Raw genomic sequence first — 22578 nt, 5'->3', positions numbered from 1 at the left:
TATACATGTTAAGGGGTTATGCGGTGACAAAGCGCCGCATAACCAGGGTGTTTGCTTGCGAAACCGGGGCGGGAATGACAGGCAGGCAACAGGACACCCCACCGCAGAGGACCCCATGCGCCACTTCTTTCTTCTCCCCCCGACCCTTGCCATCATCAGCCTAGCAACCGGTGCCGCCATGGCAGAGCCTTCGGCCATGGTGCGTCATTTCTTTGCCCAGTTTGACACGGATGGCAGCCAGTCGGTGAGCCTCAAGGAACTCGCCTCGGCGCGCACGGCGGACTTCCTGAAATTTGACATGGATGGTGACCGGGCTCTGACGGCAGAGGAGTTTGCCCGCCTGACCCTTGCCCATGCCGCGCATGAGGCCACGCCCGAGGTCAGCGCCCTTGGCGACAAACCGCACCGTATCCTTGCCAGCCTGAGCTGGGAGGAAAGCGACCTTGACGGGAATGGCCTGGTCAGCAAGGCCGAATATCAGGGCAATTCTGCCCTCTGGTTCAAACGGGTGGACACCGATCTTGATGGCAGCATCACCGCCCACGAATTGGACGCCTGGTAAAGACACCCGGACAACAGCCCCCCTGCGCCCCTGCACCTTCCTTCACCGGCGCCCTGATCGCCCCCGTGGCCACATAAAGAAAAAGCCCCGGCACATGTCCGGGGCTTTTCCAGTTTCAAACCAGATCGCGGTTACGCACCTTCTGCGTTTTTGCGGATGGTTTCGTTTTTCGGGTCATAGGGGCTGTCGACGGTCACTTCCGCATCCCACAGGTTGCCCATGATCTTGACCTTGAGCTTCTGGCCCGGAACGGCAAGCTCCGGCGGCAGGTAGCCCATGCCGATCGACTTCTCAAACGCCACCGAGTAGCCGCCCGAGGTGAGACGACCCACTTTCTTGCCATCGAGGAACAGCGCCTCGCGGCCCCACGGATCCGCATCATCCGGCCCGTCGATCAAGAGGGTGCAGCATTTGAAACGCACGCCTTTCTCGATCATCGCTTCTTTACCGTGGAAGTCTTTTTCCAGGTCGATGAAGCGCGGCAGGTCGGCCTCGGCCGGGGTCGCGTCGCGGCCCAGTTCGGTGCCGAACGCACGGTAGGATTTCTCCTGACGCAGCCAGTTCTGCGCACGGGCGCCAACCAGCTTCATGCCGTGTTTCTCACCAGCTTTTTCAAGCAGATCAAACAGATAGTTCTGCATCTCGATCGGGTGGTGAAGTTCCCAACCCAGCTCACCCGTGTACGCCACACGGATCGCATTCACCGGGCACATACCCAGTTCGATCTGCTTGGCCGAGAGCCACGGGAAGCGTTTGTTGGTCAGCGCAGTGGCCGGATCGGCATCCACGATGATCTCGTTCAGCACGTCACGCGACTTGGGTCCTGCGATGGCAAACACGCCCCACTGGGTGGTCACGTCCTGGATCTCGATGTAACCGAACTCTTCCATTTTATCTTCTGCGGCTTTGCGCAGGAAGTCGGCGTCATATTCGGTCCAGGCACCGGCGGAAACGAGGTAGTAGTTGTTCTCGCCATTGCGCACGATGGTGTATTCGGTGCGGGTCGTGCCGGCCTCGGTCAGGGCATAGGTCAGGTTGATACGGCCGATTTTCGGCAGTTTGTTACAGGTGAACCAGTCGAGGAACTGGGTGGCACCCGGGCCTTTGACCACGTGTTTGGTGAAGGCGGTGGCGTCGATGAGGCCGACGCCTTCGCGGATCGCCTTGGCTTCTTCCACGGCGTATTTCCACCACTCCCCTCGGCGGAACGAACGGCTTTCTTCGTCGAAGTTTTCCGGTGCGTTCAGCGGGCCGTAGTAGTTCGGGCGTTCCCAGCCGTTGACCCAGCCAAATTGCGCACCGCGCTCTTTTTGCCGGTCATAGGCAGGCGAGCAGCGCAGCGGGCGACAGGCCGGGCGCTCTTCGTCCGGGTGGTGCAGAATATAGACATGCTCGTAGCATTCTTCATTCTTGCGCGCGGCAAACTCGGTGGTCATCCAGTTGGATGAATAGCGTTTCGGGTCAAGCGACGCCATGTCGATCTCGGCCTCACCATCGACCATCATCTGGGCGAGGTAGTAACCGGTGCCGCCAGCGGCGGTGATCCCGAAGGAGAAGCCTTCGGCCAGCCACATGTTGCGCAGACCCGGCGCCGGACCGACCAGCGGGTTGCCGTCGGGGGTGTAGCAGATCGGCCCGTTGAAATCGTCTTTCAGACCCGATTCAGCACAGGACGGCACGCGTTCCGCCATTGCCATATACTGGTCGGCAATCCGATCCAGATCCAGCGGGAACAGGTCGGCGCGGAAGCTGTCCGGCACGCCATGTTCGAAACGGGCCGGTGCGCCGCGCTCATAAATGCCGAGGATCCAGCCGCCACGCTCTTCGCGGGCATAAGATTCGTTGTCGGCGTCACGCACAACCGGGTGCTCCGGGTTGCCCGCTTCGCGCCATTTCACCAGTTCGGGATCCTGGTCCATCACGATGAAGGTGTGTTCCACCGGGATGGCAGGCATCTTGATGCCCAGCATCTTGGCGGTGCGTTGGGCGTGGTTGCCCGAGGCGGTCACGACGTGTTCAGCGGTGATCACAACCTTCTCGTCGCTCTCGATCAGGTTGCCGCCTTTTTCCACCATCTTGGTGCAGGTCACTTCCCAGTGGGTGCCGTTCCAGTGGAAGTCATCGGCCTGCATCTTGCGCACGATCTCAACACCGCGCTGACGGGCGCCCTTGGCCATGGCCTGGGTCACGTCGGCGGGGTTAATATAACCGTCTTCGGTGTGATAAAGCGCACCCTTGAGGTCCGAGGTCTCGATCAGCGGCCAGCGTTCCTTGATCTGGTCCGGGGTCAGGAACTCATAGTTGATGCCCACGGTGTCGGCGGTCGAGGCGTAGAGCTGGTATTCGTCCATCCGCTCATCAGTCTGCGCCATCCGCAGGTTGCCCACCACGGCAAAACCGGCATTCAGCCCGGTTTCCGCTTCCAGTTCCTTATAGAACTTGACCGAATAGTCGTGGATGTGGGTGGTGGCATAGCTCATGTTGAAGAGCGGCAGCAGGCCTGCTGCGTGCCAGGTCGAGCCGGAGGTCAGCTCGTCACGCTCGATCAGCATGACATCATCCCAGCCCGCTTTGGCCAGATGATAGGCGATCGACGTGCCAACGGCACCACCGCCGACGACAAGCGCTTTGACTTGAGTTTTCATGGACGACTCCCTTTGGGAAAACTGTTTGCGTATTTGTGCCGCAAATCCGGTTGCATCTCAAAGTCTGGCCGACCGAAAACAGGGAAAAAGCGACATGGAAGCAATCCGTCCGCCAGATAAGGCGCCGATCCGATGCGTCACGCCCCGCCAAATGCCCCCCTGCCCTTGCCGCGCCGTGGGTAAAACACGACAGGTCCTGTAGGTGAACGCGCGCCTTCAGGGGCCGAAATTTCGGGTCACGGGCAGCGTGTCCCCAATGAGCGCGGCCAGCTCGGCACGTTTTGGATGGTCCGGCAACAGCAGGCTGTAACACAGGTAATCTTCGACAATCGTGGCCTGCGCTTCGAAATTGAAGGCCAGCAGCGTCTTGTGGCCTTTGTCGGGCCAGTAATACGGGTCACCTTCGCGGAAGGATTCGGCCCCGGATTTCAGCGTGGTGAACCCGGTCCGCGCACGGTTCTGATACTGCCAGACATGCACCAGCTCATGTGCCATCAGAAGCGACTGCGCCATCGGCAGCGCCACTGGCCAGCCCGCAAACATGTCGGGGCGATAGGCGGCGCGCACCAAAAACACCTGATTGCCCAGCACGAACCCTGCCGGGAACCGCCAGCCCACCGCATCAGGGGTGGCCACCCGGTCGCAGGCGTCGTTGGGGATATCTTTGCCTGAGACAGGCGCAGGGCGCCCGCCATCTTGCCCCTTCTTTTCCGCCAGACGCGCCGCGCGCCCGTCGGATGGCGCCTGTGCTGGCAGGGCTGCCAAGCCGACCCCGATGCGCACCCGCACCGGATCCGGGTCGAAACTGTCGCCAAAAACCTCCTGCGCCAAGGCGCGCTCATTCGGGGTCAGCGGACGGGCACAGCCCGCCACCACGGCGATCAGCCCCAGCCCGAACAGCAGCGTCTTAGAAAGAGCGGCGCGCATGTCTGACTTTCCGCCCCATCAACACCAGCCCCACCAAGAGGCCAAACCCTCCCGCAAGATAGGAGGTGTCATGCAACATCGCGGCCCGGCCAAATCCGATCGCATCAATGGTGCCGCGCGGCAGGGGAATATGCTCCATCGGCGGGTCCGCCAGCAGGCTGAGCATCCCCAGCGCAAAGGTCAGCACCACCACCAGCACTGCAATGCCCGCAAAGGCCCGCCAGGCGGCGCGCCCATCCGGGATGGCCAGTGACAAAAGCGCAATTGGCAGTCCGATCACCACCCCCATCCACCAGCTGGCCTGCCAGCCCACCCAGGCGGCCCCGATCCGGGGGGCCAGCTCTGGCGAGATACGGAACTGGATGAATTTGAACGCGTGGAAATAATCCGGGCCAACACTGTAGCTGACCTGATTATGCACCATGCCATAAAGGCCCGCCAACAGGCAGGCCAACCCGACCATCAGGATCAGTTGAAGCACTCGAAACATGGTGAAAGCCTAGCAACCCCAATCGGGGAGGGAAAGAGGCACGCCCCCCTTTCCCCTGGGTTTTGTCCGCAGATCGCAGGACCTGCCTGGGGCATGGCCCGTCTTACAGCATCCCCGGAACAACCTGGTCCGGCGGGCGGTGGCCATCTTCGAAGGTCTTGATGTTCAACAGCACCTTCTCCCCCATCTCCAGCCGGCCCTCAACCGTGGCCGAGGCCATGTGCGGCAAAGACACGACATTCGGCAGATCCCGCAGCCCCGGATTGATCTCTTCGCCGTTTTCGTAAACGTCGAGCCCGGCCCCCGCGATTTCACCCGCCTGCAGCATCCGCGTCAGCGCGTTTTCGTCGATCACTTCGCCGCGCGAGGTGTTCACGATCACCGCTTCGGGCTTCAGCAGCTTCAGACGGCGGGCATTCATCAGGTGGAAGGTCGAAGGGGTGTGCGGGCAGTTGACCGAAATCACGTCCATACGCGACACCATCTGATCAAGGCTTTCCCAATAGGTGGCCTCATATCGCGCTTCGATATCCTTATGCAGGCGTCTGCGGTTGTGATAGTGGATCTGCATGCCAAAGGCGCGGGCGCGTTCCGCCACGGCCTGACCGACACGGCCCATGCCGATGATCCCCACGCGACGCCCCTGGATGCGGTTGCCCAGAAGCGCGGTCGGAGACCAGCCCTGCCACTTGCCGCTATCCATTTCGCGAATGCCCTCAGGGATGCGGCGTGTGACCGCAAGGATCAGGGCAATCGCCATATCCGCCGTGTCATCCGCCGACACACCGGGGGTATTGGACACCAGAACGCCACGCTGACGCGCGGTGCCCACATCAATATGATCCACACCGGCACCGTAATTGGCGATCAGGCGCAGGCGCTCACCGGCTCCGGCCAGCATATTGGCGTCAATCTGGTCATTGACCGTGGAGACCAGCACGTCGCAGTTTTTCATGGCCTCGACCAGCTCTGCACGCGTCATCGGGGTCTCGCTGTCGCGCAGCGTGACGTCAAAAAGTTCTTTCATCCGGGTCTCGACAACCTCGGGCAACCGTCGCGTGACAACAACACTCAGACGTTCCGCAGCCATTATGGCACTCCCTTTACTTCCCTTTTCCGCGTCTCCCTGCCAAACTGCCTGCAAATGAGGTGAGGCACAAGCAGCAACGATGACGCATGCGCAATAATATTGCGCAGAGCGGGGGCTGCAATAGACAAAAAGAACTCTGATGCGATTTTTTGCAGGTTTGCTTTCGGCATTCATAAGCGTCATGCCCCTGGGCACGCTGGCAGATGAAATCCCGCGTGGCAAAGTCACCAATCTCCCGATCCCGCGCTATGTGTCGCTTAAGGCGAGCGAAGGGAATGTGCGGCGCGGCCCGTCCCTGCGCCACCGGATTGACTGGGTGTTCAAACATCGCGGTCTGCCACTGGAAGTGGTGGGGGAATTTGGCCATTGGCGTCAGATACGCGACCGGGACGGGGTCGGCGGCTGGGTGCATTACTCGCTTCTGTCCGGGGTGCGGCATGTGATCATCGACACCGACCTGACCCCGCTTTATTCCCGCGCGGATGAAAGCGCGCAGGTCAATGCCTATCTGGAAGCCGGTGTCATCGCGCGGGTCGAGAAATGTGGGCCGATCTGGTGCAGGTTGCAGGCGGATGGCATTCGCGGCTGGACCACCAAACCCAATATCTGGGGCGTCAATCCCGACGAGGTGATCGAATGATTGAGCTTCTGACCCACCCCAACAAGGCCCGCGCCACCGGATCCCGCCGCGTCGTGTTCCATGCAGATACCGCCTGGATGAATTCGATTGAGGCGCAGGAACACCCGATTTTCGACCAGATCCAAAAGGCGTTCGCACGGCGCTCGATCCCGGTGCAGCGGGTCAGGCTGGACAGCCCGGCCGCGGCCAAGGTGCTGGACGATCCCGATGCCGCCCATATCATGCTCGGGGACAATGCCCGGTTTGGTTCGCGGATCCTGCATCTGTGGCGCGCCCCTGTCTGGGGGTTCTGGCATCTGGACGAGCTGGGCGCGGGGTGGCAGTCGGCGCTGCGGCTGAGCGAATTCGACGCCAGCAGCATCGACGAAGAGCGCGCCACCTATTTCTTCAACGGGGTCACCGGCTATATGCTGCGCGAAAACGTGTCACTGTCGGTGCAGGAAGAGCGGATGCATGGCAGCCTGCAGGGCGCCAAGGCCACGGTGTTCTGTCAGGCCAGCCGGGATGACGACGCGCAGAGCTGTTACCTGTCGAGCGAAAACATGATCCGGATCACGGCCGAGTTCGACCCGAAGGCGCTGGTCTATGTCAAGCTGGACCCGGCCATTGGCAAGGATCAGCGGCGGCGCATCATGGCAATCACCCAAGATTACCAGAACGTGCGCCTGACCGATGCCTCCGTGCATGATCTGGTGGAGGCCTCTGATCTGACCGTGACCCAGAACGCGACACAGGGGTTTGAGGCATTGATGCAGAAATGCCCGGTGATCTATTGCGCCAAATCCCCCTACTGGCAGGCGGCGCTCACGGCGAAAACCGCGGGGGACCTGCGCGAGGCGCTGGAATTCGGCACGCTGGGCATGTTCGACTTTCCCTATGAGAAATATTTCTACTGGGCGCTGGTGCGACACGGGCTGGAACCCGCCAAAGAGGTCTTTGTGAAACGGTTCATGGCGCGGTTTTACGACAAGGTGATGTGGCGCTGATCGCGCCCACCGCTCAGCACAAGGTTGCAACCATTTAATTGACGCGGTAGCCCAAAGACATGGACACGCACAGCACCCGCATGAACCTTTCCGCAGGGATCGCATCGAGCACGGTCGCCATCACCCTGGTGGCACTGAAGCTCTGGGCGCTGGGAGAGACCAACGCCCTGTCCGTGGCCGCGTCACTGGCGGATTCGGCGATGGATCTGATGGTGTCACTGGGGGCATTGGCCGCGATCTGGTATGCGGCCCGCCCGGCGGATGAAGATCACACATTTGGCCATACGGCGGCCGAGGATCTGGCGGCCCTTGGTCAATCCCTGTTCATTCTCGTCTCTGCCGGGGTGATTGCCTGGGCAGCGGTGGCCCGGTTGATTTCAAATGAACCTGCGCCGATCCTTGCCTTTCACAAAGGCATGGTGGTGATGGGGGTTTCAATTGCGCTGACCCTCGCCCTGGTCCTGTGGCAACGCCATGTGGCGGCGCGCACGGGCTCTGCCGTGGTCAAGGCCGACAGCCTGCATTACCTTGGGGACCTTATCCCCAATATCGGTGCGATCCTGTCGCTTTGGGCAGCTCAGCTGTTTGGCATGGAAAGCATCGACAGCGTGGTCGCAATCGGCGCGGCCCTGTTGCTGGCCGTGGGGGCGGTTCGTATTTTCAAAACCGCCTGGGACGGGTTGATGGACCGGGCAGCGCCCGATGACATGGTGCGCGGGATTGAAGAGATTGCCCGCACGCATCCCGGCATTCACGGCTATCACGACCTGAAAACACGCCGCTCCGGATCGGTGGTTTTCGTCAATATGCATATCGAACTGGACGGGGCGCAGTCGCTGGACGAGGCCCATGCAATTGGTGCCAGCCTGCGCCGCGCGATCCTGCGCGCCTATCCGATGAGCGACGTGATGCTGCACAAAGACCCGGTGGGGGTGCAACCACACCCGGAGGATCCGTCTCGCGGTCCCCACCGCTGACCGGAAAAGGGGGCGTAGCGGCGGGTTTCCGTGTCCTTACGCCTTGCATCCAACTGAACGCCCCACCCCAACTGGCTTGGGCTCCAGCATTTCGGTTTGAACCTGAGACAGGTTTGTCGCGAAACGTATGAAGCCTCGCACCGCTCGGCAGGGGCGCTGCCCCTCGCCGCCTTGCGGCTCACCCCGGGATATTTATGACCAGAAAATGAGCGGTCGAAACGCAAATTCAGGCGCGTTTCAATCCGGTCTCAAACCCGTCTCAAACCAGGCCACGCCCTTTCAAAAGCGCCTCAACCCCGGGCATCTTGCCCCTGAAGGCAAGGTAGAGTTCCTTGGCATCAACGGACCCTCCTCGGGACAGGATATGGGTCTCCAGCCTCTCTGCGGTCGCGGCATCAAACGCGCCGCCTGCCTCCTTGAACGCTGCAAACGCATCCGCATCCATCACCTCGGACCACATATAGCTGTAATAGCCCGAGCTGTAGCCATCCCCTGCAAAGACATGGGCAAAATGGGGGGTCGCGTGGCGCATTCGGATCGCTTCAGGCATGCCGATCCGGGCCAGCGTCGCGGCCTGGGCGGCCATCGGATCCTCGGGAGCAGCCCCATCATGGAAATCGAGATCCACCAATGCGGATGCCGTATATTCGACCGTCTGGAAACCGGTGTTATAGCTGCTGGCAGCCAACAGACGTTTGAGCAGGTCGGCGGGCATCACCTCACCTGTTTGCGCGTGGGTCGCAAAGCGTTCCAGCACCTCGGGCACCTCCAGCCAGTGTTCGAAAAGCTGGCTGGGCAGTTCCACGAAATCGCGCGCCACCGAGGTGCCCGACACGCTTTCATAGGTCACATCCGACAGGATATGATGCAGCGCATGGCCAAATTCATGAAACAGGGTGCGCGCATCATCCCAGCTGAGCAGCGCGGGTTGCCCTTCGGCGGGTTTTGCGAAATTGCAGACATTGGTCACGATCGGGCGGATATCCCCGGCAAGCTTCTGCTGACTGCGCATCGCGCCACACCATGCGCCCGAACGCTTTGATCCGCGCGCGAAGTAATCCGCCACGAATACCGCCATCAGGCGCCCGTCCCGCGTCACCTCCCACGCGCGGGCATCCGGGTGGTAAAGCGGCGCGTCCATTGCGGCAAATTCAAGTCCGAACAGCCGGTTGGCACAATCAAATGCCGCTTCGATCATACGCTCGAGCTGGAAATAGGATTTCAGCTCTGCCTCGTCCAGATCATGCTCTTCACGGCGGCGGGCCTCGGAATAATAATGCCAGTCCCACGCTTCAAGCGGCCCATTGATCCCATCCGCCCGCAAGCGTTCGGTCAAGACGTCCTGATCTTCGAGTGCGGCCGCCCGGGCCGGCTCCCAGACCGCCATCAGCATGTCCCGCACCGCCTCCGGGCCACCGGCCATTTCGGTTTCCAGTTTGAACGCGGCAAAACTGTCATAGCCCAGCAGCCTCGCACGTTCTTCACGCAGGGCAAGCGTTTCACGCGCGATCAGCCGGTTGTCCGCGGACCCGTCTCCTTCTCCGCGCGACACCCAGGCGGCAAATGCCTTTTCACGCAGGTCCCGGCGCGGGGAAAAGGCCAGGAATGGTGTGATCAGCGAGCGGGAGGTGGTGATGACCGGCCCCTGACAACCCTTCTCTTCCCCGGCTGCCCGCGCCGCCGCCACAACGAAATCCGGCAGGCCGACCAGATCCTCTTCTTCCAGTTCCATGAACCAGCTTCGTTCGGCAGCCAACAGGTTTTGGGTAAATTCGGTGCCAAGCACCGACAGGCGCTGCATGATCTCTTTGAGCCGCTCTGCCTTTTTGCCCTCAAGCTGCGCACCGGCCCGGACAAAACCACGCCGGGTCAATGTCAGAACCCGCATCTGTTCGGCGTTCAGGCCAAGGCTCTCGCGCCGCACCCACAGGTCTTCAATGCGCGCAAACAACGCCTTGTTGGAGGACACTTCCGAGCCGAAAGCCGCAAGCTGCGGCCCGAACACCCGCATCAGATCCTCGCGCTTGTCCGTGCTGTCTGCCCCGGCCACGGAATAAAAGACACCCAGAACCCGGTTCAACTTCTCTTCCGCGCGTTCCAGCGCCTCGATCGTATTGACGAAACTGGGCGGGTTTGCGGATAGGGAAATCGCCTCAATATTTGCGCGCGCCTGAGCGAGGGCGACCTCAAAGGCGGGCTCAAAATCTGCGTCCTCGATCAGATCAAACGGAGGCAGCCCATGCGGGGTTTTCCAGGTTTCAAGCAACGGATTGGTCATGCGGATCTCCTTTGCCCGAAAGCTATGCGTCGCCGACCAAAACTTCCAGCCCAAACACCCGGCTCATTCCCCTGCCACAAATATCCCGGGGTGAGCCGCAAGGCGGCGAGGGGCAGCGCCCCTTTTGCCGGACCCCGTCTGGTCAGTCTGGGCGGTCAGGCCTAGGTGTCCACCTCGCCCTTCGCCCGTAACCGCTTCTCCAGCCGGCGCAGCACCAGCGACAGGCTTACCGTCATCAGAAGATAGACAAAGGCCACCACGTTATAGGTCTCGAAGTACCGGAAATTTCCGGCAGCCGTCACCTTGCCCAGCTGGGTGATGTCAGCCACACCGAGCACGGAGACAAGCGAGCTGTCTTTGACCATGGCCACAAAATCATTGCCCAGCGGCGGCAGGATCATGCGAAAGGCCTGTGGCCAGATGATATGGCGAAACCTTTGCCAGCCATTCAGGCCCAGCGCCTTGGACGCTTCGATCTGGCCGATTTCCACCGCCTGAAGCCCGGCCCGAAACACTTCGGCGATAAATGCCGAATACCCGATGGTCAGCGCCACGATGGCGCGCCACAGAAGGGAAAATTCGCGGGTGCGGACCGGGTCCATCCCCACCAGGTCCCCGAGCCAGTTTCGCAGCGCCACCAGCGCGGGCGCAAAGACAAAGGCGACGTAAAGCAGCAGCACGATGATCGGGATGCCGCGGATGATCTCGATATAAAACCGGGCCATCTGGCGCAGGATCTGAAAGCGCGACATGCTGGCCACGGCAAGTCCGAGGCCAATCACACTGGCGCAGGTAAAGCCGACCAGCGTGACAAATACCGTGACCCCCACCCCTTTGCCGAGGGTGCGCAGCACCTGCAGGTAGATTCCGTCATTGACGATATAAAAAAGGAACAGACCTGACAGTCCGACGGCAAAGACCAGCCACCAGGGAAAGTCTTCATCCGGCTTTGGGGGTGGGACCATGGGGATCGACCTCAGGAAAAATGGGGGCCGAAGCCCCCACCGCAAACATGATTATTGGCCGATCTTGTAGTCGAGGAACCACTTCTTGTTCAATGCATCAAGCGTGCCATCCGCACGCATCGCCGCAATCGCCGCATTCATCGGCGCAACCAATTCCGAGCCTTTCGGGAAGATGAAGCCGAAATCCTCGGTTCCAAGCGTTTCGCCAATGATCTTCAGCCCCCCGTTCGACGCCTCCACATACCCATTGGCGGCGGTGCTGTCGGACAGGACCAGATCCACATCCCCGGTTTTCAGCGCCTGAACCGTTGCCCCGAAGGTCTCAAACAGCTTGATCCGCGGATTGGCCTCGTTGCCATCAAGAACATCATAGACCCCCACGTAAAACGGCGTGGTGCCGGGCTGGGCGGCCATCAGGAAATCTTCCTCTGCGGCAAAGCTCTTGGCATCGGTAAACCGATCTTCATCGGCGCGCACGATCATCATCATTTCAGACCGCAGGTACGGGGCTGAGAAATCCACCTTCTCGGCGCGGTCTTCGCGAATGGTGATGCCGGTCATGCCCATGTCAAACTGCCCTTCGGACACGGCGGGGATCATCGCATCCCACGAGATATTTTCATATTCCACCGAGATATTGATCCGCTCGGCAATATCCGCCATCGCGTCATATTCCCACCCAATCGCATTGCCGGAATTCGGATCCACAAATTGAAGCGGAGGATAGGCGTTTTCGGTCACCACCACCACGGTCTTCCCGCCAAGGTCAGGCAGGTCCGCAGCCATCGATACGGTGGAAAACAGCGCCATGGCAATGGCACCAACAGTTGCAAGACGTTTCATGATATCCCCCCGGGATCGTAAAAGAAAGTAACCCAAGGACCCTAGGGCGAAGCGGATGAGTTTGGCAAGTGGGGGGCATGCCCCGCCTTTCTTCTTGCCCGAACCAACCTGCCCCCCTGCTTCCCCCGCAGGCCCATGGGGCCGGGCAGGCCTGCCTATGTTAGGGTCAAAGCGTTGAGGAACAACCATGTGTCACAGGCTTTTCCTGAAACGCTTTAATCAAGGTCCCGGCGAAACAGCGTCATCTGATGCCCGGCAAATTCGATTTGTCCGGTTTCGAGAAAACCGTTCTTTTCCAGCACACCACGAGAGGCTGGATTGTCGTTCGCCACACGAGCCTCCAGCGCCCAGAGACCAAGTTTGCGCGCGCATTCAAGGGCCTGGGCCACGGCGGTGCTGGCCACACCCCGCCCCACATGGCGCTTTCCGACCCGGTATCCCAGCTGGGCCACGCCGCCCTCCCGCGCGGTCAGGTTCAACCGGCCAAGGATCTCGTCGTCGCGCCGGATCAGGAACATCGCATCATCCCCGACCAGCTGGGCGCGGATCACCTGCGCCAGCGAGGTGACTTCCCAATATGTGTGCGGGCGCGGTCCAACCCATGCTTCAAACCAGGCGCGGTTTTCCACCTCGAAGGCGAACAGGGCTGGCGCATCCTCCTCGGTCAGGGGGGCAAGGGACAGCTCAGCCACAGGTCGCACAGCCCTTGCGCCTCGACAGGCGGATCACCCGGGTTTCGGCATACATGGCATCATAGATGAACATCTTGCCGCGTAGCCCGCCCCCCGCACCGGCAATTTCCTTGATCGCCTCCAGCGCCATCATCGCCCCGATCACACCGGGCAAGGGGCCAACCACCCCCGCTTCCGAACAGTTCGGCGCCAGACCGGGGGCCGGGGCTTCGGGGAATATGCATTGATAACAGGGGGCCTCCCGGGCTGGATCAAAAAGGGAAATCTGCCCCTCCCACTGGCTGAGCGCCCCCCCGATCATCGGCTTGCCCAGCTTGGCGCAGGTGCTGTTGACAAGGTAGCGGGTGGCAAAATTATCGGACCCCTCAAGCACCAGATCAAAATCGGCAATCAGCTCTTCGGCGATGTCCTCGGTCAGACGGCGATTATAGGGCAACACGTCAATGGCAGGGTTCTGCGCCCGCATGAACCGTTCGGCTGAAAAGACCTTGGGCGTGCCGATATCCGCATCACGATGCACCACCTGTCGCTGCAGGTTGGAATTGTCCACCACGTCATCGTCGATCACTCCGATCGTGCCCACACCGGCAGCGGCCAGATACATCAGGATCGGAGAGCCAAGCCCCCCTGCCCCAACCACCAGAACCCGCGCGTTTTTCAGCGCAACCTGGCCGGGGCCACCGATTTCGCGCAGCACAATATGGCGGGCATAGCGGTCCAGTTCCGTATCCGAAAACGGACCCTCCTGCGCGGCCACCGGGGCGGCGGGCGCGCGGGATTTCAACCACTTTACCCCGGCCCCATAAAGACCGATCACCGCCACCAGACCAAACCCGACGGCCCAGCTGGTAAAACTGCCGCCCAGCGCGCGCACCAGCATGTTGCCCTCCGGCAAAACCAGAAGGGTCAGCAGAACCACCAGCGCCAATAGCGCCGTCATGACCCAACGCCGCGCAACAGACAGACCCACATAGGCCCCGCCCAGCCAAATCAGCGCCGCTATGAATAGAACCCAGCTCATCTTGCCCTCATTTGCTCCGCCCGCCCGGCTGGCCAACCAGACCCCGGCTTTCGTCAATGCCGCCCGGTCGATCCAAACCCACCGCCCCCACGGTCGGTTTCGCTCAGCACCTCAACCACCTGATAGCGCGCCTGAAGAACCGGGGCGATCACCGCCTGAGCAATCCGTTCGCCATGCGCTACCACAAAGGGGACATCGCCGTAATTGATCAAGATCACCCCAAGCGGGCCACGATAATCACAATCAATTGTGCCCGGCGTATTGGGCAGGGAAATCCCGTGTTTGATGGCCAGCCCCGAACGCGGGCGCAGCTGCAACTCATAGCCCACTGGGATTTCCATCCGGACCCCGGTGGGGATGATGGCCCGCCCCATCGGCGCCAGCACCAGCCCCTCCGCGCGATCTTCGGGTTGCAGATTGGCACGGATATCGGCCCCCGCCGCCCCCGCGGTTTCATAAGAGGGAAGCGCGACCCCACGATCCGCCCAGTCTTCCCACAGCACCCTGACCACAGGTTGATCCATCTCCGCGCCCTTTTCCTCTTGCCAAAAATATCCCCGCCGGAGGCCAGAATTCTATTGCGTCAACGCCTCGGCAATCCGCAGTGCCAGCTGGCGGGCAACCTCATTCTTGCCCATACGCGGCCAGGCCTCGGCTCCCGTATCAGAAATCAGCGTCACGGCGTTTTCCGCCCCGCCCATTATGCCCGTCTCCGGGCTGACATCATTGGCCACAATCCAGTCACAGCCTTTGCGCACACGCTTCGCGGTGGCATTGGAAATCACATCATCCGTCTCGGCGGCAAACCCCACCACCAGCGACGGGCGCCCTGTTTCCATCCGGCTCACGGTCTTGAGGATGTCCGGGTTTTCCGCAAATTCCAAAACCGGAAGCGACCCTTTTCCATCCTTCTTGATCTTGCTGTCACTGGCCGAAGCCACACGCCAGTCCGCAACCGCTGCTGCAAACACGGCAGCATCCGCAGGCAGGCCCGTCTCGACCGCCTCAAGCATTTCCTGCGCAGATTGCACCCTGACCACGCGCACCCCATCGGGCGGCGGCACATCGGCGGGCCCGGTGACAAAGGTCACCTCTGCCCCCAGTGCCGACAGGGCTTTGGCAATGGCGGTGCCCTGCGCCCCGGAGGAGCGGTTGGCGATATAGCGCACCGGATCAATTGGCTCATGGGTGGGACCGGATGTCACCAGCACATGTTTGCCTTTGAGGGGTCCATCTTTCAGAGCGGCCTCGATGGCCGCGACAATCTCCAGCGGTTCCGCCATGCGACCGGGGCCAAACTCACCGCAGGCCATCGGCCCTTCATTGGGGCCGGCAAACCGCACCCCATCCCCGATCAGTGTCGCCACATTGCGTTGACAGGCGGGATGTTCCCACATCCGCACATTCATCGCGGGGGCCACCAGAACGGGTTTGTCGGTCGCCATCAGGAGCGTCGACGCCAAATCATTGGCCAGCCCCCCCGCCATCTTGCCCAGCAGGTCCGCCGTCGCCGGGGCCACCACCAGCAGGTCCGCCGCCCGCGACAGTTCGATATGGCCCATTTCGGCCTCGTCCGTCAGGTCAAAAAGCTCGGTATAGACCTTGCGCGCGGCCAGACCAGAGGCCGACAGCGGGGTTACAAATTCCTGCCCCGCCCGCGTGATCACCGGTGTCACCTCCGCGCCGCGTTCGCGCAGCCGGCGGATCAGGTCCAGCGATTTGAAGGCCGCGATACCGCCACCAATGATCAGGAGGATATGTTTGCCTGCCAGCATGGCGTCACCCTTTCGGTCGATCTTTCACCTTTCAGGTGATTTCCCCAAAGTGTTAAGCGGTTGCGCCCCCGGGTTCAATGGTCCGCTTTAATGGACGGGTCGGTGGCTCGGCTCAGTTCTCCGCTTCCATTCACGCGATCATTGCGCGCTTTTGCCAAATTGCAGGCACGGGTCCGGCCGTTGCGCAGCGGGCGCATCCAGCACGAGGTCAAAACCCCCTTCCGGCGTGCCGCCATCCTCACCCTGCCCAAGGCTGAACACCGCCAGATCCGGGCGCAGGCGTGCCAGATAGCTGGGCACCCCCCAATCCTTACGCGCATGACCATTGCCAGTGATCACCACCACCGGACCACCATGGGCTTCAAACGCGTCAATGGCCGCCTTGGCCAGCGTTGCATCCCGCAGACGCTGCATTTCGATCATGCCCCCAAGGGCGGCGCGCGGCATCGCTTCGCAATGGGCGGCAAACTGCAGATCCAGCCGCGCAGCCTGCTGATCGTCCGGCAGGGGGGCGGTCAACCCATAGGCGCTGGCATCCCCGCTGAAATGCGCAGCACCCCCATCCGTGTAAACCTGCCGCGCCACTTCCCGCGGCACGGCCGCCCCAAAGAGCGGCACATCCGCCGCCGTAAACACCGGCAGATACAGGTCGTAATCCGGCCAGCCGGACGCGTTCCAGCGGTCCCGATACCCCTCGGGATCCGCCTTCAACTCTTCCGCCTGTTCCGGGGTCAGCATCTCAACCACAAGCGCCGAGGGCGAGATCGCCCGCACAAATCGCGCCTGCGCCTCGTGATGGGTGGGATTATCATGCACCTCGCCCAGGATCACCACATCCGAGGCCTGCATCACCTTGCCCCCCGCCTGCGCCAGGGCCAATTGCGGCCACATAAAAGCAAACAAGATTAGAAACCGCATGAATTCCGCTCCGGCTGATCGCGGCCCAATGGGAAAGCGTCGCATCTCGGCTGGTCCCGGGCCGTCGGGTTTGTTATCTGGAGGCATGAGCATCACACTTCCCCCTCTGACCTTGGTATTGGGTGGCGCGGCCTCGGGCAAGTCACACTATGCGGAGCATCTTGTCGCGGCAACCGCACGACCAATGGTCTATATTGCCACCGCCCAGGCCTTTGATGGCGAGATGGAGGCGAAGATTGCCCGGCATCAGGACCGGCGCGGGGCGGGCTGGCGCACGATCGAAGCGCCGGGCGACGTGTCGCTGGCCCTCGCCGATGCGAACCACAACGAGGTGGTGCTGTTCGACTGCGCCACCATGTGGCTGTCAAACCAGCTGTTTGCCCAGCCCGATCCGGATCATCCCGACCTGTCCCCGGCCGAGGCGGCGCTGTTTTCCGCCCTGGCCAGCTGCGCCGCCCCCGTGGTGGTGGTCTCAAACGAGGTGGGCGCGGGGATTGTGCCCGAAAACAGGCTTGCCCGCCAGTTTCGCCAGGCCCAGGGAGAGCTGAACCAGCGCCTTGCCGCAAGGTCCGATCTGGTGGTGGGGGTGATGGCCGGCCTCCCCTTTGCCCTCAAAGGGAGCTTGCCCGAGGTGCCCCAATGCCGGTGACAAGCTGGTGGTGGGTGCGCCATGGACCAACCCATACCAGGAACATGGTGGGATGGCGCGATCTGCCCGCGGACCTGTCCGACACCGCAGCGATCCGGCGCTTGTCCGACCACCTTCCATCCGATGCCGCGGTGATCTCATCCGACCTGATCCGGGCGGTTGATACGGCCAACGCCCTGCAGGGACAGCGATCACGCCTGCCGCATGATCGCAACCTGCGCGAATTTGATTTCGGCCTGTGGGACGGTATGCACTGGAGCGATATGTCTGCCCGGGACCCAGAACTGGCCCGCCGCTTCTGGGAAGAGCCCGGTGACGTGGCCGCCCCCGACGGCGAAAGCTGGAACCAATTGGCGGCACGGGTCAGTGGCGTGGTCGCGCAACTGAACGGTCAGCATCGCCATATCATCGCGGTGGCCCATTTCGGCGTGATCCTGACCCAGATCGCCATGGCAGGCCGGATGACCCCCTATCAGGCGCTTGGCCATAAGATTGACAACCTGTCCGCCACACGGCTCGACTGGGACGGAGGCGGCTGGTCTGTGGGCGCCATCAATCACCTGCCCTGATGGGGTCCGTCACAAATCTCCATTTGCGCACCTCCCCCGACGCCGCCATGCTGCCCGCATGGACAATATGACTTACGACCTTTTCATTGGCGATCGCAGCTTTTCCAGCTGGTCCCTGCGGGGCTGGCTGATGTTTGATAAATTCGACCTACCCGTGAACACAACACGGGTAGGGCTGTATTCCGGGACGTTGCAAGATGACCTGGCCCCCCTTGCCCCTGCCCGGTTTGTGCCTGCCATGCGTTGCCCCGATGGGGTTGTGGTGGGCGATACGCTGGCAATGGCGGAGACCCTGCATGAGCGCCACCCCGAGGCAGGCCTGTGGCCAGAAGACCCCGCGGCACGGGCGCTTGCCCGCTGGATGGTGGCCGAAATGCATTCCGGCTTTGGCGCCCTCAGAACCGATTGCCCGATGCAACTGCTGGGATTGGTCACGGATTTCACCGCGTCAGAGGCTGTCATGGCTGATCTCGACCGGCTCGAACAGCTCTGGTCACTGGCGCGCAGCCGCCACGGCACGGACGGGCCCTGGCTGTTCGGCGCGTATTCCCTGGCGGACGTGTTCTTTGCCCCGGTGGCCGCACGGATTGCCGGGTTTGGCCTGTCGGTCAGTGATGAAGCGCAGGCCTATGTGGATCTCCACCTCGCCGATCTGTCCTTCCGCCGCTGGCGGGCCCTCGGATTGACCATCTCCTATGACCCGGTGCCTTATATCGACGGACGCCCACTGGCAGACTGGCCTGGCCCAGCTCCCCGCGCCGCCCGCCCAAGCAACGGCCCGTCGCTCAACCACCACTGCCCCTACTCAGGCGATCCAGTCACCGATTTTCTGGAGATGGAGGGTAAGATCTGGGGCTTTTGCAACCCGACCTGCCGGGACAAGACCCTGAACGATCCCGAAGCCTGGCCCGCTTTCATGACCATGGTGGCGGAAACCACCTGACCCCCTTTTTCTTGCTTCAAATACCTCGGGGTGAGCCTCGAAGAGGCGAGGGGCAGCGCCCCTTGCCCGCTCAATTGCCGTGAAACAGGTCACGTTAACCTTTTCTTCACCAAGATTACGATAGCGTCATTCCAATCTTCTCAGGGTTGGAAACATCATGGTCGCCCACGCCTATACCGTCGCCTTCGAAGGCATTCGCGCCCGCCCGGTCGAGGTGCAATGCGCCCTGACCCCTGGCCTGCCCGGCTTTTCCATCGTCGGCCTGCCCGATAAAGCCGTGTCCGAAGCGAAAGAACGGGTGCGCGCCGCCCTGTCAGCCCTGTCCATCGCCCTGCCCGCCCAGCGCGTCACCATCAACCTCTCTCCCGCCGACCTGCCAAAGATCGGGTCGCATTTCGACCTGCCCATCGCCCTTGCCCTGCTTGCCGCCATCGACATCTTGCCGAAAGAGGAGGTGGCAGGCACCATTTCACTGGGTGAATTGTCGCTCGACGGTGCGCTCCTGCCCGTGATTGGCGCCCTCCCCGCAGCCATGGCCGCCGCCGAAGAGGACCGGACACTGATCTGCCCCCGCCCGTGCGGACCGGAAGCAGCCTGGGTTGGTGCCACCAAAGTTCTGGCCCCCGCCACGCTGACTGCCCTGATCCAGCACTTCACCGGACAATCCCCCCTGCCCCCCTCTGACCCGGGCACATTGCAGACACCGCAGGGCGGCAAGGATCTGCGCGATGTCAGGGGGCAGGCCCGCGCCAAACGCGCGCTCGAAATTGCGGCTGCGGGGCGCCACCACATGCTGATGATCGGCCCGCCCGGCTCAGGAAAGTCCATGCTTGCCGCGCGCCTGCCCACGATCCTGCCGCCGCTCTCCCCCACCGAAGCCCTGGAAACCTCGATGGTGCATTCGCTTGCGGGCCTGCTGCAGGAAGGGGGTATTTCCCGCACCCGCCCATATCGTGATCCCCATCACACCGCATCAATGGCCGCCATTGTCGGCGGCGGGCGCGGCGCGGGTCCGGGAGAGGTCAGCCTTGCCCATAACGGCGTCCTGTTTCTGGACGAATTGCCCGAGTTCAACCGCCAAACGCTGGAAACCCTGCGCCAACCGATCGAAACCGGAGAGGTCATGGTCGCCCGCGCCAATGCCCATATTACCTACCCGTGCAAATTCCTGCTGATCGCTGCTGCAAACCCCTGCAAATGCGGACAACTGGGCGACGCCAATCTGGCCTGCCCCAGAGCGCCCGGCTGCGGAGATGACTATCTTGGGCGGCTATCAGGGCCGCTTCTGGACCGGTTTGACCTGCGTGTGGACGTGCCACGCGTTGAGATGCAGCATCTGGATCTGCCCCCGGATGGGGAAGGTTCGGCCGATGTTGCAGGGCGCGTCACCCGTGCCCGCGCTTTGCAGGAGGAGAGGTATCGAGACCACGCTCAGGTGCGGGTGAATGCAGATATCAGCGGAGATCTTCTCGACCAGGTTGCCCAGCCGGATGCGGAGGGGCGCGCGCTTCTGATCAAGGCCGCCGACCGGTTCGGCCTGTCGGCACGCGGCTATCACCGGATCCTGCGCGTGGCACGCACCATTGCCGATCTTGAGGGGAGCGATCAGGTTGCCCGCCACCATGTGGCGGAAGCGGCGAGCTATCGGTTGTCGATTGCCTCAACCTCCTGATCAGCCCGCACAGCGCCCTCCTGAGCCGAGACAAAAGCTGCCACCCGGCGCAGGGCCTCTCGCGCTTCCGGCAGGAGCCGGGAAAAGAACACCCAGACATGGGGCGGATCAGGCCAGAGATCCACAGTGACACGCCCCCCCGCGGCCCGCAGTTTTTCCGCCATCCGCACTGTGTCATCGCGCAGGATTTCCGTGTCGGAGACCTGCAGGAACACGGGCGGCAAGGGTGATCTGAAGCTGGCAAAAAGTGGGGAGATGCGCGGATCTTGCGGGGACATGCCTGCGAGGATCCAGTCCGCCACCTGATCCTTGCGGGCAGGCGGCAGCAACGGGTCGCGGGTGGCGTTCTCATGCATCGAACCGCCCGAAAAGCTTGCATCCGTAAAAGGTGAAAATGCAAAAACAGACGCAGGAACAATACCTTGCGCGTTAAGATGCGCGAGAAGCGCAAGCGCAAGGCCGCCGCCTGCACTGTCACCCCCTATGGTGATGTTTTCAGGGGCATATCCTTTTGCAACCAGCCCGTCGAACGCCGCCACCGCATCCTCGAACGCCGCCGGGCTGGGGGCTTCGGGGGCTTTGCGATAGTTGGGGGCGCAAACCTGCAGGCGGGTCAGCCGTGCCAAGCGGGCAAGCAGGTGGGTATAGGCTTTGGGCGAGCCGGCAATATACCCCCCACCATGCAGATAGAGCAGCACCCGTTCGGGTTCTGGTGGATGGGTCTGGGCACGATTTGTGACCCAGAGGCAGGGAATGCCTGCAATCGTCTCTGGCCAACGTTGTGTCTGCGGGGGCGGACGAAACAGAAGCTCTGTTCCGAAATCCAGTGCCCAGCGCATGCGGGCCGGCTGGCCCATCCGACGCAGGACAGGCTTGACGGTCCATCGCAGACTGCGGTTCAGCCAGAGGAGACGGCGGCTCATGTTATGTCCACGACGATCAGCCGATCCTGGCCTCAATCCTGTCCTCAATCGCTTGCCAGATCTTTTCCGCCGTGTTGGTGCCGTCGAACCGCTCCAGTTCCTGAATGCCGGTGGGGGAGGTCACGTTGATCTCGGTCAGATAGTCGCCGATCACGTCGATGCCGACGAAGATCTGGCCTTTTTCCCGCAACAACGGGCCGATCGCGGCACAGATTTCGCGGTCGCGCTCGGTCAGGCCGATCTTTTCGGGGCGGCCGCCGACATGCATATTCGAGCGGGTTTCCCCTTCGGCAGGCACACGGTTGATGGCCCCAACCGGCTCACCATCCACCAGGATAATACGCTTGTCACCATTGGATACATCCGGCAGGAATTTCTGCGCAATCAGCGGTTCGCGATTGATACCGGTGAACAGCTCATGCAACGATGCAAGGTTGCGATCATTGTGGTCAAGGCGGAAAACCCCGGCACCGCCGTTTCCGTAAAGGGGTTTCAGGATGATGTCGCCATGCCTGTCCTTGAATGATTTCAACGTCTCGAAGTCACGTGCAATCATCGTGGGCGGTGTCAGGTCAGGAAACTGCAAAACCAACAGTTTTTCCGGATAGTTGCGCACCCAGAAGGGATCATTGACCACCAAGGTCTGCGGATGGATCATATCAAGGATATGGGTGGAGGTGATGTACCCCATGTCGAAAGGAGGATCCTGGCGCAGCCAGACCACATCCCAATCGGCAAGATCGACATCCTCGACCGGCGCCATGGTGACGTGATTGCCATATTCCCGGCGCAATGTGATCCGATGGCCACGAGCCATCACCCGCCCTTCCCGGAAGCTCAGATGCTCAGGCGTGTAGAAAAACAACTCATGCCCACGCTTCTGCGCCTCTTCTGCAATGCGAAACGTGCTGTCGGCGTCAATATCCACCCGATCGATCGGGTCCATCTGAAGGGCAACTTTCAATGACATGGGCGGCTCCTTATGCGTTTTGTCCTAAATGGAGCAGCCGCTG

Annotated in this window: 22 protein-coding genes; 8 read left to right on the top strand and 14 right to left on the bottom strand. The window is 61.8% G+C overall.

Going from position 1 to position 22578, the window contains the following annotated elements; genetic code table 11:
- The first annotated feature begins 178 nt into the window (after positions 1 to 178).
- Positions 179 to 562, top strand: coding sequence for an EF-hand domain-containing protein (locus tag K3J57_RS02385; RefSeq protein ID WP_173495690.1), 384 nt, complete (start codon positions 179 to 181; stop codon positions 560 to 562).
- Between the two features lie 131 nt (positions 563 to 693).
- Here K3J57_RS02385 and K3J57_RS02380 read toward each other — a convergent pair whose 3' ends face one another.
- From K3J57_RS02380 to K3J57_RS02365, 4 genes are all read right to left on the bottom strand, one after another.
- Entirely contained in the window at positions 694 to 3207 is a 2514-nt protein-coding gene (locus K3J57_RS02380) for a GcvT family protein (protein ID WP_173485249.1), read from the bottom strand.
- Between the two features lie 216 nt (positions 3208 to 3423).
- On the bottom strand, positions 3424 to 4134 hold the full coding sequence (locus tag K3J57_RS02375; RefSeq protein WP_259796933.1) for a hypothetical protein: 711 nt from the start codon (positions 4132 to 4134) through the stop codon (positions 3424 to 3426).
- Positions 4115 to 4624 (bottom strand): hypothetical protein, encoded by a 510-nt coding sequence (locus K3J57_RS02370; protein ID WP_259793814.1) that lies wholly within the window; start codon positions 4622 to 4624, stop codon positions 4115 to 4117. The genes K3J57_RS02375 and K3J57_RS02370 overlap by 20 nt, the downstream gene beginning before the upstream one ends.
- 103 nt (positions 4625 to 4727) lie before the next feature.
- The gene (locus tag K3J57_RS02365) at positions 4728 to 5714 is read right to left on the bottom strand and encodes a 2-hydroxyacid dehydrogenase (RefSeq protein WP_259786206.1); all 987 of its coding nucleotides are present in this window, start codon (positions 5712 to 5714) and stop codon (positions 4728 to 4730) included.
- Positions 5715 to 5895: 181 nt separating this feature from the next.
- On the opposite strand from K3J57_RS02365, the gene K3J57_RS02360 reads away from it, so the two are divergent.
- The 3 genes from K3J57_RS02360 to K3J57_RS02350 are packed head-to-tail and all read left to right on the top strand — an operon-like array spanning position 5896 to position 8317.
- Positions 5896 to 6354, top strand: coding sequence for an SH3 domain-containing protein (locus K3J57_RS02360; RefSeq protein ID WP_259793813.1), 459 nt, complete (start codon positions 5896 to 5898; stop codon positions 6352 to 6354).
- Positions 6351 to 7340, top strand: a complete 990-nt coding sequence (locus tag K3J57_RS02355; protein WP_259786205.1) for a hypothetical protein — start codon at positions 6351 to 6353, stop codon at positions 7338 to 7340. Before K3J57_RS02360 ends, K3J57_RS02355 begins: the two co-directional genes overlap by 4 nt.
- Before the next feature lie 59 nt (positions 7341 to 7399).
- On the top strand, positions 7400 to 8317 hold the full coding sequence (locus K3J57_RS02350; RefSeq protein ID WP_259796930.1) for a cation diffusion facilitator family transporter: 918 nt from the start codon (positions 7400 to 7402) through the stop codon (positions 8315 to 8317).
- A gap of 259 nt (positions 8318 to 8576) precedes the next feature.
- Here K3J57_RS02350 and K3J57_RS02345 read toward each other — a convergent pair whose 3' ends face one another.
- From K3J57_RS02345 to K3J57_RS02310, 8 genes are all read right to left on the bottom strand, one after another.
- On the bottom strand, positions 8577 to 10595 hold the full coding sequence (locus tag K3J57_RS02345) for a M3 family metallopeptidase (protein ID WP_259796928.1): 2019 nt from the start codon (positions 10593 to 10595) through the stop codon (positions 8577 to 8579).
- Positions 10596 to 10756: 161 nt separating this feature from the next.
- Positions 10757 to 11560, bottom strand: a complete 804-nt coding sequence (locus K3J57_RS02340; protein ID WP_259796925.1) for an amino acid ABC transporter permease — start codon at positions 11558 to 11560, stop codon at positions 10757 to 10759.
- 51 nt (positions 11561 to 11611) lie between these two features.
- Entirely contained in the window at positions 11612 to 12403 is a 792-nt protein-coding gene (locus tag K3J57_RS02335; RefSeq protein ID WP_259778679.1) for a transporter substrate-binding domain-containing protein, read from the bottom strand.
- Between the two features lie 215 nt (positions 12404 to 12618).
- Positions 12619 to 13095: a GNAT family N-acetyltransferase gene (locus K3J57_RS02330; protein WP_259796922.1), complete on the bottom strand. Its 477-nt coding sequence runs from the start codon at positions 13093 to 13095 to the stop codon at positions 12619 to 12621.
- Positions 13088 to 14116, bottom strand: a complete 1029-nt coding sequence (locus K3J57_RS02325; RefSeq protein ID WP_259793803.1) for a HesA/MoeB/ThiF family protein — start codon at positions 14114 to 14116, stop codon at positions 13088 to 13090. The genes K3J57_RS02330 and K3J57_RS02325 overlap by 8 nt, the downstream gene beginning before the upstream one ends.
- A gap of 53 nt (positions 14117 to 14169) precedes the next feature.
- Positions 14170 to 14640: a dUTP diphosphatase gene (dut, locus tag K3J57_RS02320; protein WP_259796920.1), complete on the bottom strand. Its 471-nt coding sequence runs from the start codon at positions 14638 to 14640 to the stop codon at positions 14170 to 14172.
- Between the two features lie 51 nt (positions 14641 to 14691).
- Positions 14692 to 15891 carry a bifunctional phosphopantothenoylcysteine decarboxylase/phosphopantothenate--cysteine ligase CoaBC gene (gene coaBC / locus K3J57_RS02315; RefSeq protein WP_259796917.1) on the bottom strand — a complete coding sequence of 400 codons (1200 nt, stop codon included), beginning with the start codon at positions 15889 to 15891 and terminating at the stop codon, positions 14692 to 14694.
- 138 nt (positions 15892 to 16029) lie between these two features.
- Positions 16030 to 16782, bottom strand: coding sequence for a ChaN family lipoprotein (locus tag K3J57_RS02310; RefSeq protein WP_259796914.1), 753 nt, complete (start codon positions 16780 to 16782; stop codon positions 16030 to 16032).
- Positions 16783 to 16894: 112 nt separating this feature from the next.
- On the opposite strand from K3J57_RS02310, the gene cobU reads away from it, so the two are divergent.
- The 4 genes from cobU (at position 16895) to K3J57_RS02290 (ending at position 20642) form a co-directional block, all read left to right on the top strand.
- On the top strand, positions 16895 to 17458 hold the full coding sequence (gene cobU, locus K3J57_RS02305; protein ID WP_259796912.1) for a bifunctional adenosylcobinamide kinase/adenosylcobinamide-phosphate guanylyltransferase: 564 nt from the start codon (positions 16895 to 16897) through the stop codon (positions 17456 to 17458).
- The gene (locus K3J57_RS02300) at positions 17455 to 18027 is read left to right on the top strand and encodes a histidine phosphatase family protein (protein ID WP_259797721.1); all 573 of its coding nucleotides are present in this window, start codon (positions 17455 to 17457) and stop codon (positions 18025 to 18027) included. The genes cobU and K3J57_RS02300 overlap by 4 nt, the downstream gene beginning before the upstream one ends.
- Positions 18028 to 18094: 67 nt before the next feature.
- Positions 18095 to 18970 carry a glutathione S-transferase gene (locus K3J57_RS02295; RefSeq protein ID WP_259794830.1) on the top strand — a complete coding sequence of 292 codons (876 nt, stop codon included), beginning with the start codon at positions 18095 to 18097 and terminating at the stop codon, positions 18968 to 18970.
- Positions 18971 to 19127: 157 nt separating this feature from the next.
- Positions 19128 to 20642 carry a YifB family Mg chelatase-like AAA ATPase gene (locus K3J57_RS02290; RefSeq protein ID WP_259793790.1) on the top strand — a complete coding sequence of 505 codons (1515 nt, stop codon included), beginning with the start codon at positions 19128 to 19130 and terminating at the stop codon, positions 20640 to 20642.
- On the opposite strand, the gene K3J57_RS02285 is transcribed toward K3J57_RS02290, so the two are convergent.
- Positions 20612 to 21565 (bottom strand): alpha/beta hydrolase fold domain-containing protein, encoded by a 954-nt coding sequence (locus K3J57_RS02285; RefSeq protein WP_259796909.1) that lies wholly within the window; start codon positions 21563 to 21565, stop codon positions 20612 to 20614. The genes K3J57_RS02290 and K3J57_RS02285 overlap by 31 nt on opposite strands.
- A gap of 16 nt (positions 21566 to 21581) precedes the next feature.
- Positions 21582 to 22529, bottom strand: a complete 948-nt coding sequence (gene gshB, locus K3J57_RS02280) for a glutathione synthase (RefSeq protein WP_259794829.1) — start codon at positions 22527 to 22529, stop codon at positions 21582 to 21584.
- Positions 22530 to 22578: the final 49 nt, after the last annotated feature.

Origin of the sequence: Aliiroseovarius crassostreae (assembly GCF_025137635.1) — a bacterium.
Taxonomy (GTDB): Bacteria; Pseudomonadota; Alphaproteobacteria; order Rhodobacterales; family Rhodobacteraceae; genus Aliiroseovarius; species Aliiroseovarius crassostreae.
This window is presented reverse-complemented; position numbering and strand designations above follow the sequence as displayed.

Coding starts and splice junctions, on each gene's coding strand:
- K3J57_RS02385 (WP_173495690.1), top strand. CDS start 179: ATGGCAGAGCCTTCGGCCATGGTGCGTCATTTCTTTGCCCAGTTTGAC.
- K3J57_RS02380 (WP_173485249.1), bottom strand. CDS start 3,207: ATGAAAACTCAAGTCAAAGCGCTTGTCGTCGGCGGTGGTGCCGTTGGC.
- K3J57_RS02375 (WP_259796933.1), bottom strand. CDS start 4,134: ATGCGCGCCGCTCTTTCTAAGACGCTGCTGTTCGGGCTGGGGCTGATC.
- K3J57_RS02370 (WP_259793814.1), bottom strand. CDS start 4,624: ATGTTTCGAGTGCTTCAACTGATCCTGATGGTCGGGTTGGCCTGCCTG.
- K3J57_RS02365 (WP_259786206.1), bottom strand. CDS start 5,714: ATGGCTGCGGAACGTCTGAGTGTTGTTGTCACGCGACGGTTGCCCGAG.
- K3J57_RS02360 (WP_259793813.1), top strand. CDS start 5,896: ATGCCCCTGGGCACGCTGGCAGATGAAATCCCGCGTGGCAAAGTCACC.
- K3J57_RS02355 (WP_259786205.1), top strand. CDS start 6,351: ATGATTGAGCTTCTGACCCACCCCAACAAGGCCCGCGCCACCGGATCC.
- K3J57_RS02350 (WP_259796930.1), top strand. CDS start 7,400: ATGGACACGCACAGCACCCGCATGAACCTTTCCGCAGGGATCGCATCG.
- K3J57_RS02345 (WP_259796928.1), bottom strand. CDS start 10,595: ATGACCAATCCGTTGCTTGAAACCTGGAAAACCCCGCATGGGCTGCCT.
- K3J57_RS02340 (WP_259796925.1), bottom strand. CDS start 11,560: ATGGTCCCACCCCCAAAGCCGGATGAAGACTTTCCCTGGTGGCTGGTC.
- K3J57_RS02335 (WP_259778679.1), bottom strand. CDS start 12,403: ATGAAACGTCTTGCAACTGTTGGTGCCATTGCCATGGCGCTGTTTTCC.
- K3J57_RS02325 (WP_259793803.1), bottom strand. CDS start 14,116: ATGAGCTGGGTTCTATTCATAGCGGCGCTGATTTGGCTGGGCGGGGCC.
- dut (WP_259796920.1), bottom strand. CDS start 14,640: ATGGATCAACCTGTGGTCAGGGTGCTGTGGGAAGACTGGGCGGATCGT.
- coaBC (WP_259796917.1), bottom strand. CDS start 15,891: ATGCTGGCAGGCAAACATATCCTCCTGATCATTGGTGGCGGTATCGCG.
- K3J57_RS02310 (WP_259796914.1), bottom strand. CDS start 16,782: ATGTGGCCGCAATTGGCCCTGGCGCAGGCGGGGGGCAAGGTGATGCAG.
- cobU (WP_259796912.1), top strand. CDS start 16,895: ATGAGCATCACACTTCCCCCTCTGACCTTGGTATTGGGTGGCGCGGCC.
- K3J57_RS02295 (WP_259794830.1), top strand. CDS start 18,095: ATGACTTACGACCTTTTCATTGGCGATCGCAGCTTTTCCAGCTGGTCC.
- K3J57_RS02290 (WP_259793790.1), top strand. CDS start 19,128: ATGGTCGCCCACGCCTATACCGTCGCCTTCGAAGGCATTCGCGCCCGC.
- K3J57_RS02285 (WP_259796909.1), bottom strand. CDS start 21,565: ATGAGCCGCCGTCTCCTCTGGCTGAACCGCAGTCTGCGATGGACCGTC.